14 protein-coding genes are annotated in these 13,726 nt (G+C 48.3%); 11 read left to right on the top strand and 3 right to left on the bottom strand.

Annotated features, from left to right (window positions below):
• Positions 1 to 9: 9 nt before the first annotated feature.
• The 5 genes from ACUN27_RS32450 to lepB all read left to right on the top strand — a co-directional run bounded on the left by ACUN27_RS32450 (position 10) and on the right by lepB (position 3,858).
• Positions 10 to 633: a PspA/IM30 family protein gene (locus tag ACUN27_RS32450; RefSeq protein ID WP_445560265.1), complete on the top strand. Its 624-nt coding sequence runs from the start codon at positions 10 to 12 to the stop codon at positions 631 to 633.
• 174 nt (positions 634 to 807) lie between these two features.
• Positions 808 to 1,470 carry a cell wall-active antibiotics response protein LiaF gene (gene liaF / locus ACUN27_RS32445; RefSeq protein WP_315953140.1) on the top strand — a complete coding sequence of 221 codons (663 nt, stop codon included), beginning with the start codon at positions 808 to 810 and terminating at the stop codon, positions 1,468 to 1,470.
• Between the two features lie 25 nt (positions 1,471 to 1,495).
• Positions 1,496 to 2,557, top strand: a complete 1,062-nt coding sequence (locus ACUN27_RS32440) for a sensor histidine kinase (protein ID WP_315953141.1) — start codon at positions 1,496 to 1,498, stop codon at positions 2,555 to 2,557.
• Between the two features lie 78 nt (positions 2,558 to 2,635).
• Positions 2,636 to 3,283: a response regulator gene (locus tag ACUN27_RS32435; protein ID WP_127453164.1), complete on the top strand. Its 648-nt coding sequence runs from the start codon at positions 2,636 to 2,638 to the stop codon at positions 3,281 to 3,283.
• 26 nt (positions 3,284 to 3,309) lie between these two features.
• On the top strand, positions 3,310 to 3,858 hold the full coding sequence (gene lepB / locus ACUN27_RS32430; RefSeq protein WP_127453163.1) for a signal peptidase I: 549 nt from the start codon (positions 3,310 to 3,312) through the stop codon (positions 3,856 to 3,858).
• 66 nt (positions 3,859 to 3,924) lie between these two features.
• On the opposite strand, the gene ACUN27_RS32425 is transcribed toward lepB, so the two are convergent.
• Complete coding sequence (locus ACUN27_RS32425) at positions 3,925 to 4,611, bottom strand: hypothetical protein (protein WP_445560264.1); 687 nt, start codon at positions 4,609 to 4,611, stop codon at positions 3,925 to 3,927.
• 153 nt (positions 4,612 to 4,764) lie between these two features.
• On the opposite strand from ACUN27_RS32425, the gene ACUN27_RS32420 reads away from it, so the two are divergent.
• Positions 4,765 to 5,211 carry a GNAT family N-acetyltransferase gene (locus tag ACUN27_RS32420; RefSeq protein ID WP_164819534.1) on the top strand — a complete coding sequence of 149 codons (447 nt, stop codon included), beginning with the start codon at positions 4,765 to 4,767 and terminating at the stop codon, positions 5,209 to 5,211.
• 41 nt (positions 5,212 to 5,252) lie between these two features.
• Here the strand turns inward: ACUN27_RS32420 and ACUN27_RS32415 are convergent, their stop codons facing one another.
• Positions 5,253 to 5,615, bottom strand: coding sequence for a hypothetical protein (locus ACUN27_RS32415; RefSeq protein ID WP_315953143.1), 363 nt, complete (start codon positions 5,613 to 5,615; stop codon positions 5,253 to 5,255).
• Between the two features lie 190 nt (positions 5,616 to 5,805).
• Between ACUN27_RS32415 and zwf the strand changes: the two genes are divergently transcribed.
• From zwf to ACUN27_RS32390, 5 genes are all read left to right on the top strand, one after another.
• Positions 5,806 to 7,341: a glucose-6-phosphate dehydrogenase gene (gene zwf / locus ACUN27_RS32410; protein WP_326060600.1), complete on the top strand. Its 1,536-nt coding sequence runs from the start codon at positions 5,806 to 5,808 to the stop codon at positions 7,339 to 7,341.
• Positions 7,342 to 7,445: 104 nt separating this feature from the next.
• Positions 7,446 to 8,516: a metallophosphoesterase family protein gene (locus ACUN27_RS32405; protein WP_445560263.1), complete on the top strand. Its 1,071-nt coding sequence runs from the start codon at positions 7,446 to 7,448 to the stop codon at positions 8,514 to 8,516.
• A 57-nt stretch (positions 8,517 to 8,573) separates the two neighbouring features.
• Positions 8,574 to 10,157 carry a peptide chain release factor 3 gene (locus ACUN27_RS32400; protein ID WP_326060602.1) on the top strand — a complete coding sequence of 528 codons (1,584 nt, stop codon included), beginning with the start codon at positions 8,574 to 8,576 and terminating at the stop codon, positions 10,155 to 10,157.
• A 151-nt stretch (positions 10,158 to 10,308) separates the two neighbouring features.
• Positions 10,309 to 11,469: a glycosyltransferase family 4 protein gene (locus ACUN27_RS32395; protein WP_445560262.1), complete on the top strand. Its 1,161-nt coding sequence runs from the start codon at positions 10,309 to 10,311 to the stop codon at positions 11,467 to 11,469.
• A complete protein-coding gene (locus ACUN27_RS32390) occupies positions 11,435 to 12,226 on the top strand; it encodes a YheC/YheD family protein (RefSeq protein ID WP_315953148.1) in 792 nt (263 codons plus the stop codon). Before ACUN27_RS32395 ends, ACUN27_RS32390 begins: the two co-directional genes overlap by 35 nt.
• On the opposite strand, the gene ACUN27_RS32385 is transcribed toward ACUN27_RS32390, so the two are convergent.
• Positions 12,221 to 13,561: a putative bifunctional diguanylate cyclase/phosphodiesterase gene (locus tag ACUN27_RS32385; protein WP_326060605.1), complete on the bottom strand. Its 1,341-nt coding sequence runs from the start codon at positions 13,559 to 13,561 to the stop codon at positions 12,221 to 12,223. The two genes, ACUN27_RS32390 and ACUN27_RS32385, sit on opposite strands and share 6 nt — an antisense overlap.
• Positions 13,562 to 13,726 lie beyond the last annotated feature (165 nt).

The raw sequence follows: 13,726 nt of genomic DNA, 5'->3' as shown, positions 1-13,726 counted from the left end.
GTGTGGATCATGAGCGTATTTGATCGAATTGGTAAAATGGCCGATATGGCCTTGCAGGAGGCAGCAAGCAAGCTGGACCTGCATGAACGGGGAGGCGGCCACTCGAGCCACGCAGGACACGGCGGACACGCTGGAGCATCGCGCGGCATCGCCGAGCTGGAAGAGCGCTACGAGGAAGCGCTGCAGCGAACGATTGAGCTGCGCCAGCAAAGCGTCGACGCGGAGGAGATGGCGCAGCTGCGCGCCGAGCAGGCCGAGCTGGCCATGCGCGCAGGCGACGAAGAGCTGGCGCGTATGGCGCTGCAAGAGAAGCTGCGCTTGGAAGCTGCGTGCGCGCAGTACCGCGCGCAGTACGCGAGCAGCCAGGACGTCTGCCTGGCGCTCGCAGACGAGCTGGCGGTGCTGCGTGCAGGCCGCGCAGCAGGAGCGGGGCAGCCGCGAAGCGGGCTGTCCAAGGAAGAAGCTCGCGAAGCATTGCGCGAGCTGGAAGCGACCGGCCGCGAGCTCGGCCGGGAAGCGCTGCAGGGGCTGCGCGTGGCGGGGCGCGTGTCGAAAGAGACGCTGAAGGAGGCTGGCAGCAACCTCAAGCAAGAGATGCGCAAGCTTCAGCAGGATTGGCGCGACAAGAAATAAGCCTCGCGTGATTGTACTGCGCCGCGACAGGATGCGGCGCAGCCGAGCTCCGGCCTCCTTTCCTCATGCTAGAGCCTTGCTGGGCAAGGATTTGCATCTTGGAGGCTGTCCATTCTTATGGTATGCTAGGAATCTATATGAACGAATTAATCGGCAGCCAGAGGAGGTGCAGCGATGGGCGAAGAAACCAAAAACAACCGCAACCGGAATACAGCTCTTGTGCTGATTGGCGCCGGTCTTTTTTTGCTTCTGGATCATACGATAGGCTTTTTCCCCATTCTTGCGATTATCCTCGTCTTGCTGGGCATTCATCGGGTCCGTTCCCGCAAAGAGCGCAAAGGGTTTGTGCTCATCGGCGTGGGGGCTGTGATTCTGTTTGGTGATCATATTACGATTGTTTTCGCTATCGTTTTGATTTCATTAGGATTCTTTTTCATAAGGTCTAAGCAAGTGCATAAAGATGACACCTATATTCAGAAGCAGAAGCTGATGGATAGTGTTCGATTGGGGCGTGAGCCTTGGATCATGCGCAATAGTTCAACATGGTACATTATTGGGGAGACGTATATCGATCTCTCGCTTGCGATACTGGAGCAAAAGGAGACTACGCTTATTCTGCAAGGTGTGATAGGCGACGTAGATATAAAGGTACCGGATGATATTGGCGTCTCAGTTGGGGCATCCGTTACATTTGGCCAAATTCAAGTCGCAAGTGAGCGTGAGTCAGGCGTAATGAACAAATTACAGTGGCAGTCGTCCAATTATGAGAGCTGCGATCACCGCGTGAAACTTGTGCTTTCTTATATCGTAGGAGATATTAAAATTAAAGTGATGTAAAAGTCTAGAGGAGGTTCAGCGCATATTGGACGGCTATAAACGCAGATTAACGAATATGATATGGCGCAGTATGGCTGAATCGATTATTTTTAGTTTTTTTGTATTTGGCGCTATCATCTATTTTATGAACTCAAACAATCTAATCAATCCATTTACGAGCTGGCAAGAAGGTGTGAAATTCGTTTTCATGGCCATCGTGATTATCGGAGGCATTGGCGCAGGGTACGGTTACTGGAACAGCTCACGGATTACACGCCGGCTTGAGCCGCTGATGGAGACGATGATTTTGCTTGAAAAAGGGACCTTCGCCCGCGAAGGCTTCCAGAATGGTGAAGATGAGATCGGGCGTCTCGGCGAGCAGCTCGGCCGCATTATGAAACGTTGGGAAGAGCAGGTTACTTCCCTGCAGCGACTTTCTAACAATAACGCCGAGCTTGCGGAGAAAGCGAAATTGTCGGCTGTTATTGAAGAACGGCAGCGTTTAGCGCGGGAGCTGCACGATGCAGTAAGCCAGCAATTGTTCGCGATCTCGATGACCGCAACCGCTGTTGGCCGGACATTGGACAAGGATTTCGAGAAAGCCAAACGGCAGATTCATCTGATTGAGGAAATGGCTTCCGTTGCGCAATCGGAGATGAGGGCGCTGCTGCTTCATTTGCGGCCTATCCATTTGGAAGGAAAACGATTGTCCGAAGGGCTTGTTGAGCTTCTCAAAGAGTTGGCGGCCAAAGTGCCGATGGCGATTACATGGGATATGGACGAAGAGATTCGTTTAAATAAAGGTATTGAGGATCACCTGTTCCGGATTGTACAGGAAGCGCTCTCCAATGCATTGCGCCATTCCAAAGCGAATAAGCTCGAGGTTAAGCTGCTTCACCGCGCTGACGGCGTTCGTCTGGCGATCCGCGATGATGGTGTCGGTTTTGAACTGGATGCGAAGAAACTTACCTCCTACGGCATCGTGTCTATGAAGGAGCGGGTTAACGAAATTGGCGGCTCTGTTGACATTATTACAGCTCCTGATCGTGGTACGCGTATTGAAATTCGAGTGCCGATTCTAGCTACAGATGCAGTGGAAAGTGTATAGTCGGTTCGTGTTGTTAATTGATGATGGTGTTGGTAGTGGAAAATAGGATGACAGTTCTGCTGACGAGAGGAGAAGCAAATGGACGATACATTGATTAAGGTCTTGCTTGTCGATGATCATGAAATGGTGAGGATCGGGCTTGCCGCTGTTCTGGGAACAGAAGATGGCATTGAAGTGGTCGGAGAAGCCAGCAACGGGCAAGATGGCATTCGGTTAGCTCAGGAATATCGACCGGATGTCGTGCTGATGGATTTGGTCATGGAAGGCATGGATGGGATCGAAACGACTCGGAAGCTGCTTCAGCTGTACCCGGAATGTAAAGTCATTGTGTTGACTAGCTTCTTGGATGATGAGAAAATGTATCCAGTGATTGAAGCTGGGGCCTTTAGTTACTTGCTCAAGACGTCTCGCGCTTCCGAAATTGCGCAAGCGATTCGAGCCGCGGCCAAAGGGCAATCCATTCTGGAGTCTCAGGTTGCCTCTAAGATTATGAACCGTTTCAGACAGCCTAAGGCGGCAGCGGAACCGCATGAAGAGCTGACAGATCGGGAAATGGAAGTCCTGAGGCTGATCGCCAAAGGGAAGTCGAACCAAGAGCTGGCGGATGATTTGTTTATCGGTGTGAAAACAGTGAAATTTCACGTCACGAACGTACTCGCCAAGCTTGGTGTGGAGGATCGAACACAAGCGGCAATCTATGCCTTTAAGCACGGCTTGGCTGAGTAGCAACATGGGACAAGGGAGCGATAAGGATGAATTTTCTCAAGCAATTGTGGAGCTGGTTTGGTTCCATTGCCATTTCTTTTGTTTTAGTCGTATTTCTTGGCGTTTTTGTGTTCCAATCGACCAAAGTAATGGGTCATTCTATGGACCCGACGCTGCATGACAGCCAGCGTGTGTATGTATCAAAGCTTTCTCATACGTTCAATTACGAACCTAATTATGAAGACATCGTCATTATTGATTCTAGAGTTGATTTGAAGCGGACGTTCAAGAACGATCTGCTGGATAGCCCTCTGCTTAGCTTATTTACAAAAGGTGATGACAAACACGTATGGATCAAACGTGTGATTGGGAAGCCTGGCGACCATTTAGAGATGAAAGACGATAAATTGTACCGGAACGGCCAATTGCTCGAAGAGCCGTACTTGAACGAGGCGATGAGAGCAAACGGGAACAAGGAATGGACAGTTCCGGAAGATCACGTATTCGTGATGGGAGATAACCGAAATAACAGTATGGACAGCCGTGTCATTGGCTACGTTCCACTCGATCATGTCTTAGGCAAGAAGCTCTTCTAAAAAAAGCGACCCTCTGGGTGAGCATGCAGATGCATAAGCTCATTCCAGAGGGTCGCTTTTTTTAAATCACATCTGTGTATCGAGCAGCAGCCCTCTCATCGGAACCGGCAAGTAGGCTTGGAGTTTGGAACGGTATTGCCCGTAAGGTTTTAGGTCAGAATGGGACATTTGAAACAATGCTTCAGAGGGAACTTGCTGCAGCTGTCCAAGGTTGTTCGCCAAGGTAGAAGCGAAGCTGGTAAGGCTGTCGAGACTTTTTCGAAAAGAGCTGGACAGGCTGTTGACCTGACCTTGAAGCTCCTGTTCCTGAAACTCAAGGCTGCCATCATCAAGCTTGTCGATGCCGATTTCTTTGAGCGAATAAGGCTTAGCGGCTTGCTCTAGCCCGGCAAGAAGGGAACGATTCATGTACGCAGGCGACTCTCGTAAGGAGGTCTGAAGTTCATTATATGTATCTACAAATTCACGGATAGGCTCTAGGATGGTTTCACGATTGTTGTCGTCAGGTCTTGCTTGGACCAAGGATTGTGCGGTGAGCTTGGCATTCTGGGCAGTTTGAACGAATCCAGCTACGTTTTGGGCTGCAGCTTTTGCGATTTTTTGATACGGTGAGCCCTCATATGGCAAATTAAGCTGCTCACGAATCGTGGTAGATTTACCGCCTGCGATGCCGCGGATACCGCTAACCCGATAATAATCCTTATGGGTCTGGTAGCTATTTACTGCTGTTATCGGAGGATAGGCATAGATCATTTCAATCACCCCTTTTCACATAAGTCTAGTATATCATTCGTAGGTATTGGGGTAAATTGGTACTTGTCAGATGGAAGATAAGCAAGTAGCTGAGTCAATTCCGCCAGGAGCAACATAAGATAGCATTATTGCTTCTTGTGGAGGCGATGCAGCGTGATTCGCAAACGGTTAGCTGCTAACGACGATCGGGCGATTCATCGTTTGATTGTTGAACAGTTAGTGCCTTTTTCCAGACAGTATCAGTCAGGCGTTTCGATTACTTTTTCAGAAATTCGCAAGCGGCTGAACCACAACAAAACGTTTGTGGCAGCTAAAGGATATAAACAGCCTTATGGGTTCATCTCGGTTATTCGCAAATCGAACGTGCTGTTCGTCGATATGCTGGCCGTCGATCCCCGTGAGCAGGGGAAAGGACTGGGGAAAGAGCTCATGAAAATGGCTGAGGAGTATGGGAAAAGTGAGCGCTGCCGCACAGCAGAGCTTTTCGTCGATGATAGCAATCCCAATGCCATTGGCTTTTATTCCAGCAAAGGGTATGAGATTGAAGAGTATCTCCCTGAGCTAAGCTGCTTCCGAATGAAAAAGAAGCTTGTTCGGTAATACTAGGGCTGCTGATGAGCAAGTCATCGGCAGCCTTTTCTTTATTCGCTGAACATAGCAGCAACCCGGTCAATTGGAATATCGATGGCTTCTGGGCCGGGAGATGGACCGCCGAAAAGCGGCATTCCAAAGAAGTTTAATTGCTCCAGTTGCGGCCCCGTGCTGGATGTTTCTGAGGTTTCTTTCTTTGGTTGGACCGATTTTGCTTTGGCAGTTGTTTTACGTTTCTTCTTGGATGCGGTTGAATTAAGCGTTGGGCGAGCCTCTTCATTAAGAATAAGCGTATTTTTCTCCAAACGGCTTAAAACTCCAAAGATTTGGGAACCATCATTAAGATAAAGCAGAACTGGTTTTCCGCACAGGCTTTTGCAAGCTTTTTCGGTGATCGGATGAATGGGCTGCATAAGACTCTTGGCACCTCCGTATTTGTATGTACTGTAGCCTATTCGGAAGGCCCCATTTCGGTATAGACGGATGTCTAGATCGGTATAAGAAATTGTTATAGGGAAAGTTCTCAGAAAAGTTGAATAGCTTGACAATTTTAGGTATGCTAAGCATATTAACCAATCCTAATAGAGAAAGAATGATGCATATATGAGTGGAGCTGTATTTTATATTTTCGGGGCAACCGGCGATTTGGCGAAAAGAAAACTATTTCCAGCTTTTTATAGCTTGTATCGGGAAGGGAAATTAGGAGAAAATTTCGCCGTTGTCGGTCTTGCTCGCAGACCTCGGACGAGTGAACAATTCCGCGATGACGTGAAACATTCGATCCAAGAATTTGCCCGTTACAAAATTACGGACGATGAGGAATGGACTCGCTTCTCAAGCCGTTTCGAGTACATGTCTTTGGATATTAACAACGTGGCCGGCTTCCACGAGTTAAACGTGTTGTCCACAAGACTGGATGAGCAATATCAAACGGGCGGCAACCGCTTGTTCTACCTGGCTTTGGCGCCGGAGCTTTTCGGCAACGTGTCCTACAATTTAAGCGAAGGCGGTTTGCTCAAAACCAAAGGTTGGCACCGTCTGGTGATTGAGAAACCATTCGGTTACGATCTACCTTCGGCTGAGCGTTTGAACGGTCAACTCCGTCAAGTGTTCGAGGAGAAGGATATCTACCGCATTGACCACTATCTCGGTAAAGAGATGGTACAAAACATTGAGTTTGTGCGTTTCGCGAACGCCTTCTTCGAGCCGCTATGGAACAATAAATACATAGCAAATATTCAAATTACATTAAGCGAAACCGTCGGCGTTGAAGAGCGTGGCGGATATTACGACCACTCGGGCGCTTTGCGCGATATGGGCCAAAACCATATGCTTCAAATGTTGATGATGATGGCGATGGAGCCGCCTAGCCGCCTGCATCCGGAAGATATTCGCGATGAGAAGGTCAAGGTTCTGCGTTCTTTGCGCCTGTTCGAGGATGGCGATGATGTTCGTGCAAATGTCGTTCGTGGCCAATATTCCAGTGGTTCCAGCAAAGGCAAAACGTTACCGGCTTACCGTGAAGAAGATTCCGTGAACCCGCAATCGACGACGGAAACGTATTTCGCTGCGCGTGTTCATGTCGATAATTTCCGCTGGGCTGGAGTGCCGTTCTACATCCGGACAGGGAAAAGGCTGCCGGTCAAAACAACCGAGGTTGTCGTTGAATTCAAAAACATTCCGAACAACGTTTATTTGGCTAAAAAGCATGTAATGGAACCGAATCTGCTTGTTTTCCGCGTTAATCCGATGGAAGGCATTTACTTGAAAATGAATGCGAAGCAGCCAGGATCAGAAGGCGTCATCGTTCCGGTTGCTATGGATTTCTGCCAAAGCTGCCAAATCGGCATTAATACGCCGGAAGCGTATGAGCGTTTGCTGTATGATGCAGCCCGTGGAGATTCTACGTACTTCACGCGTTGGGATGAAGTGGCGTTAGCTTGGTCTTATGTAGACCGCATTGCTGCGGCATGGAACGAGAAAACGAATGATCTGAAAGAATATCCGGCTGGATCTTGGGGACCTGAAGAGGCGACTAGACTGCTGACGGAAGACGGCTTTAAGTGGTGGCCGATCAACGGTCAAAATGAAGGCGAAGTCGATTGGGAAACCGTTCAAAAAACAACGGTTTTAACTTAAGTAAGCATGCATAACATCCAATAGGCGACTGACGCCTATTGGATTTTTTATGGTATAATAGATCTTACGGAGTAAATCCTTACTATTATACTTGGGGTGCGTTTATGTCACGAAGAGCTTTTATAAGATGGCTGCTTGCAATCGGGGCTGCATTGGTTGGAATAAGTGCTTTTTTTAGTCAAATGGTAAAAAAAAGGTTTATGGCGGAAGATCAGCCAGCCGTATCATCTGCTTCACCCGAGCCCGCTCAAGCTGTGGCGCAGCCTTCGGCCGAACCGTTGCCGACAGGTCCGCTAATGTCCTATTTTATATTAAGCGACCTTCATATCAGCGTAGGTGACCCGTTAACCGTGAAGAAATTGAGGCAAGCGCTCGATGACATTACACATTTCGACGGTCCAGTTGACGCCATTATGTTAACAGGCGATTTAACCGATACAGGAACGGAACGAGATTATAAGGAGCTGCGTACCATTGTAAGTGAGTATAAACTTCCTCCCGTTCATGCGAACATGGGGAACCACGACTATTACACGATTTGGATCAATAAAGCGAATAATTGGGATCAAGCGGCCGTTCCGAATGGTAAGAGCGATGAAGTCAGCCGAGAGCAGTTTAAAAAGTTTTTTGGCTACAAGTCGCTTTATAATGATTTTACGACGAAAGGTCACTCCATTCTGCTGCTTTCACAAGAAGCCTATGTTCAGGAGAAGCCGGAAGTCGGTGAAGGCGCATGGTATTCCGATGAGCAGTTGGCCTGGTTCAAGGAGCGAGTTAAAGCCCTGTATCAACCGGGCAGACCTTTGTTCGTTATGACACATCAACCGCTGCCGCCGAATGGGACAGATGGGGGATCTCACCAATTAATCCGCGCAATCCAATTCCGCGAAACGTTGAAGCCCTATAAGAATGTGTTCGTCTTCTGTGGACACCGCCATCAAGATTTCCAGAATGGGACTCCGCATTATGTGCAGGAAGCATTCCATTATTTCCACAATTCCTCGGTCGGCAGAACGCTGAACCGTGCGTATCAACAGGAAGCTAAGAATAAAGCTCAGGGTATCTATGTCCAAGTATTTGCTGATAAGGTCGTCGTACGTGGTAGAGAGTTCAGCAACCGTACGTTCCTTGATGAAGCGAATTGGAGTATCGATTTGCAGAAAGCCCAAGCTTAATCAATAAGCAACACCTAGTAGTATCCATGTAAAAGAAGAAGGGAATTAAACTAACAAATGACTACGCAACTCACAAAGCTTCTCGAAACGGAAGTCGCTAAGCGGCGCACGTTCGCGATTATTTCTCACCCGGATGCGGGGAAAACAACACTGACCGAGAAACTGCTGTTATTCGGAGGCGCGATTCGCTTAGCCGGAACGGTCAAAGGGCGCAAAGCCAGCAAGCATGCAACGTCGGACTGGATGGAAATTGAAAAGCAACGTGGAATTTCCGTTACATCCAGTGTGATGCAATTCGACTATGAAGGGCACCGGGTTAACATTCTGGATACACCTGGTCACCAAGACTTCAGTGAGGACACGTACCGGACGCTGACAGCAGCGGATAGCGCCGTGATGTTGATTGACGTGGCCAAAGGGGTCGAGACACAGACCAAGAAATTATTCCAGGTTTGCCGGATGCGCGGTATTCCGATCTTTACGTTTATTAACAAATTGGACCGCGAAGGCCGCGATCCATTTGAGCTTCTCGAAGAGCTGGAGGAAGTACTCGGCATTCGATCCTACCCGATGAACTGGCCGATTGGATCAGGCAAACAGTTCTGCGGCGTGTACGATCGTGGTAAGTCGCAGCTGGAGCTATACAATGGCGAGGATCACAAAGATATTGAGGTTCGCAAGGTGGATGGCGTGGAAGATCCGCTGGTTCGCCAAATTGCCGGTGAATTCTTGCATCAGCAACTACGCAATGACATTGAACTTCTGGACGTAGCTGGCGATCCTTTCGATATGGAAAAAGTGTTGAAGGGCGAGCTTACCCCTGTTTTCTTCGGAAGTGCCGTGAACAATTTCGGTGTGCAGACGTTCCTGGAGAACTTCCTGCAGCTGGCGCCAAAGCCAGAGCCGCGCAACAGCACAGTAGGAGTAATTGAGCCTACGAAAGAGAAGTTCTCGGGCTACGTATTCAAAATTCAAGCGAATATGAATCCGGCTCACCGCGACCGAGTTGCGTTCCTGCGTATTGTGTCCGGTAAATTCGAGCGCGGCATGTCGGTTAAGCATGTTCGTATGGGCAAGGATATCAAGCTGGCTCAACCCCAGCAGTTTCTGGCGCAAGACCGCGATATCGTAGAACAGGCATTCCCTGGCGATATCATTGGCTTGTTTGATCCAGGTATTTTCCGAATTGGGGATTCGCTGAGCGAAGGGGAAGCCATTGTTTTCGACGAACTTCCAACGTTCTCTCCGGAGCTTTTCAGCAAGGTATCGATTAAAAATGCGCTGAAGCAAAAACAGTTCCTCAAGGGCATCGATCAGTTGACGGAAGAAGGCATGATTCAAGTCTTCACGACGATCGGTTTCGAGGATATGATTCTCGGCGTCGTCGGCCAACTGCAGTTCGAGGTGCTTGAGCACCGGATGAGATCGGAGTATGGTGTTGATATTCAATTGCAGCGCCAGAACTATCAGTTCGCTCGCTGGATTATCGATGATAAGATCGATCCGGGCAAGTTCCGTATTAATTCCCAGCTGGTGAAAGATAAAAAAGGGAATTACGTCGGGCTATTCGAGAGTGAATACGCACTAAGATCCTCCATGGAAAAGAACCCGAATGCGAAGTTTTTAACGAGTGCTCCATAAGGCTTATAACAACCTGAAGAGGCTGTGCGCCAGAGTAAAATCTGGTGTGCGGTCTCTTCTTTTTTGGTTGCCGATGGACGGTTTGCTTCATACAATAAGTACGGGTTACGAATACAGGGCGCGCAGGCCATAAGGATGTGAAAGAGAGAACGTGCATCTACTGATCATTGCTCCTGAACAAATTCCAGTGCCGCCGCTAAAAGGTGGATCCGTTGAAATATGTATTTATGCCATCGCCCGTCAGCTTGCCAAACAGCATCATGTGACGATTATCTCGAGGCAGCACCGTGCTTATACAAACACAACCCGGAGGGGCTCGCTCAAGATTGTGAGGGTTCGGGCGAAGAGCTCGAAGCAATATTTGAAGGAAGTTATGAAGGCGATGAAAGGTGAGAAATTCGACTGGGTTCAAGTTGACAATCGACCTGTATTCGCGGCAGCTATTAAGCGCCAGTTTCCCCATAGCCCCGTCTCTCTTTTCCTGCATTCGTTGACGTTCGTGAAACCGCCTTATATATCGATTTCGAAGTGCTCGGCACTGCTAGGGAAAGTGGATTGGATTGTAGCGAATAGTGCCTCGCTGGAACAGGAGCTAATCCGGTTATTCCCCAAGCGCCGCGCCAAGCTGCATCGCATTTACCTTGGGACGGATATTAAACGATTCAAGCCCAGCTCGGCAGCCATGAAGCAGCGGTTGAGGCATAAATACCGAGTCGGCCGCGGGTTCCATATTCTTTATGTCGGCAGATTGATTAAGCGTAAAGGCATTACACATTTAATTAAAGCTGTACATTTGGCTAGAAAAAAGGTGGCTGGCCTGAAGCTTCTGATTGCCGGCGGGGAGCAAACGGAGGGGTACAAAGCGTCTTTGCAGAGAAAGGCCCGCAGGCTTAGAGTGCCAACAAAATTTCTGGGAAATATTGCCCATCGCCATATACACGAGGTGTATGGCCTCGCCAATTGCTTCGTATGTCCTTCGCAAGGGCATGAGGCTTTTGGATTAGTGAATGTGGAAGCAATGGCTTCCGGGCTCCCAGTCATCGCCTCAGCCAATGGGGGGATTAAAGAAATCATACAGCACGGGCATAATGGGGTATTGATTCGGGACTTCAGAAACCCTAGAGCCTTCGCGAGAGGGATTGCAGCTATTGCTAAGCGGAGAAAGTGGGCAGGCGGTATAGCGAAGCAAGCGCGGGACGATGCAGTCAAGCAATTCAGCTGGCAGGCAACAGCGCAATCACTGGCCGACTTCTATAGACTGAAGCAGGAGGAAAGACATGAGAAAAATGTTAAAGAAACGGACCAAGGTTAGATACCCAAGATATGTCATGAGCAAGATTGGCAAAACCAAGGCGGTAGAGGCTACGGCGGCTCTAAAGGAATATGTGCCAACGACGAAATGGATGACCGCAGATACGCTTAAACAAATGCTGATTCAGCATAAAATGGTCTATATTAAGCCCAATGTAGGTATGTTCGGAAATGGTGTGATTCGCGTGGAATTGTCGGACGGCGAGGGAGAAATCATGCCGTATTCCTATCAGCTTGGGGTTAATTTGAAAAGATTTAAAACATTTGAAGACATGTATGCCTCCATCAAGAAGAAAACGGGAAAAGCACCCTATCTGGTCCAGAAAGGGATTCACTTGCTGAAATATAAAGGCAACCGTTTCGACCTCAGAATTATGGTGCAGCAAACACCTTTGCGCGATTGGGAAACAACCGGCGTAATTGGCCGAGTGGCACATCCGAGTAAAATCGTGACGAATTTTCACAATGGGGGAACTCTGAAACCGGTGGAAACACTCTTGCACAGCTACTTGCCAGCCGGTGAGCGGGATGTCTACGTCAAGAAGCTGCATGTGCTTGGGAAACGAGTGGCTAAAGCGATTAATACGAAATACAGGGGAGTTAAGGAAATCGGCGTTGATGTCGCTCTGGACAAAGATCTGCATCCTTGGATTCTAGAGGTCAATACGAGTCCAGATCCTTATATATTCCGCAGACTGCGGGATAAGCGTATATTTGCGAAAATGCGGAGGTACGCCAAAGCATACGGCCGGTTATGAGATCATAACCGGTCTGTTGTCATATCGATGAAAGCTTTGCTCGATTTCGTTAACGGAAACCGGCGGACTTAAGAGATAACCTTGAATGGTCGTGCAAGTGGTTTCACGCAATATTTCAAGCTGGCTCAATTCTTCTACACCTTCAGCTACCACTTGCACGTTAAGGGCGTGACCAAGGTGAATAATGGCGTTGGTTATCGCTAGATCGTCTTTATTGCTATGTATATTTTTAACGAAGGACCGATCGATTTTCAAACAGTGAATAGGAAAATGCTTCAGATAATTCAGCGAGGAGTAGCCGATTCCGAAATCATCGATGGAGATAGAGATTCCTTTCTTGCAGAGCTTCTCTAGCACTGCTATCGTGTTCTCCATGTTTTGCATTATCGAGCTTTCCGTAATTTCGAACTCCAGATAAGCAGGATTAATGCCGGTCTGCTCAATGATACGAATGGCTTTATCCGAAAAGTTCTCGTCCTGGAACTGGCACGGCGAGATATTGACAGCAACCTGATAGTCTAAAATACCGGCATCGAGCCATCTCATCTTCTGGAGGCAAGCCTCACGGAGCACCCATTCGCCAAGGGGCAGAATCAAACCGCTCTCTTCTGCCAGCGGAATGAATTCATTAGGCGGAATCATGCCGAGCTTGGGATGATTCCATCGCACCAAAGCTTCCAGACAAATAATTTTGCCGGTAGAGAGTTCAAGGCGTGGCTGGTAGTACAAGATGAGCTGATTTTCTAAAATAGCCTTGCGCAGCTCGGTTTCCATTTCCATGGAACTGGTCTGTTGGGGTGAAAGCATGGAATGGTAGGTGACAAGCTTATTTTTGCCAGTGTGTTTGGCGGCCAGAAGTGCTTGGTCAGCTTGTTTCAACGCTTGTTCTACCGTTGCTGGCGTTAGCTCCACGGCACTCATGCCCATACTGACGTTAATGTAACATTCATGTTCCTGAATCATAAACGACTGCTCAAAAAGCTGTTGTACCTGCAAAAGGCTTTGGGACAACTGTTCCTGATGGTCTGCGTGTATAACCAGCGCAAATTCATCATCCCCGGATCGAACAGCGAGACTGCAATTAGGAATGGAGCGCAGTCGATGAGCGACTTCGGCTAACAGAAGATCACCGGACGCGTAGCCGAGTGAGAAATTGATTTGTCGAAACCGGTCAATATCCAAGGTAAGAATGATTTGAATTTGTGCATCGCGCATAGCTCTGCTATGGCGTCTTACAGCTTTTTTGATCAAAATTAAAAGGTGACTTCGAGTCACTTTTTTCGTACTCCGCAGAGTTGATGAGGCCAAGTGAAGAAGGCGCTGGGCTACTTTCATTGTGATCACTCTTCCCACATCATAGTTGTCCATATAACATTAATCATAAAGCGAAAGACAACGAATAGGCAATATAATAAATTAGATCATTTTACAGAAATTAGTCGTTTTTTGTTAGTTTTATTTGTAGGAGATTGGGGTAAGTGTCGAAATGTGAGATGAATA

Source organism: Paenibacillus sp. WC2504 (assembly GCF_052682475.1).
The sequence above is the reverse complement of the archived record's forward strand: the minus strand, read 5'-3'. Positions and strand labels throughout refer to the sequence as shown.

Coding starts and splice junctions, on each gene's coding strand:
- ACUN27_RS32415 (WP_315953143.1), bottom strand. CDS start 5,615: ATGCAGCCCATTCATCCGATCACCGAAAAAGCTTGCAAAAGCCTGTGC.
- ACUN27_RS32435 (WP_127453164.1), top strand. CDS start 2,636: ATGGACGATACATTGATTAAGGTCTTGCTTGTCGATGATCATGAAATG.
- liaF (WP_315953140.1), top strand. CDS start 808: ATGGGCGAAGAAACCAAAAACAACCGCAACCGGAATACAGCTCTTGTG.
- ACUN27_RS32390 (WP_315953148.1), top strand. CDS start 11,435: ATGAGAAAAATGTTAAAGAAACGGACCAAGGTTAGATACCCAAGATAT.
- ACUN27_RS32400 (WP_326060602.1), top strand. CDS start 8,574: ATGACTACGCAACTCACAAAGCTTCTCGAAACGGAAGTCGCTAAGCGG.
- ACUN27_RS32405 (WP_445560263.1), top strand. CDS start 7,446: ATGTCACGAAGAGCTTTTATAAGATGGCTGCTTGCAATCGGGGCTGCA.
- ACUN27_RS32450 (WP_445560265.1), top strand. CDS start 10: ATGAGCGTATTTGATCGAATTGGTAAAATGGCCGATATGGCCTTGCAG.
- lepB (WP_127453163.1), top strand. CDS start 3,310: ATGAATTTTCTCAAGCAATTGTGGAGCTGGTTTGGTTCCATTGCCATT.
- zwf (WP_326060600.1), top strand. CDS start 5,806: ATGAGTGGAGCTGTATTTTATATTTTCGGGGCAACCGGCGATTTGGCG.
- ACUN27_RS32385 (WP_326060605.1), bottom strand. CDS start 13,561: ATGAAAGTAGCCCAGCGCCTTCTTCACTTGGCCTCATCAACTCTGCGG.
- ACUN27_RS32425 (WP_445560264.1), bottom strand. CDS start 4,611: ATGATCTATGCCTATCCTCCGATAACAGCAGTAAATAGCTACCAGACC.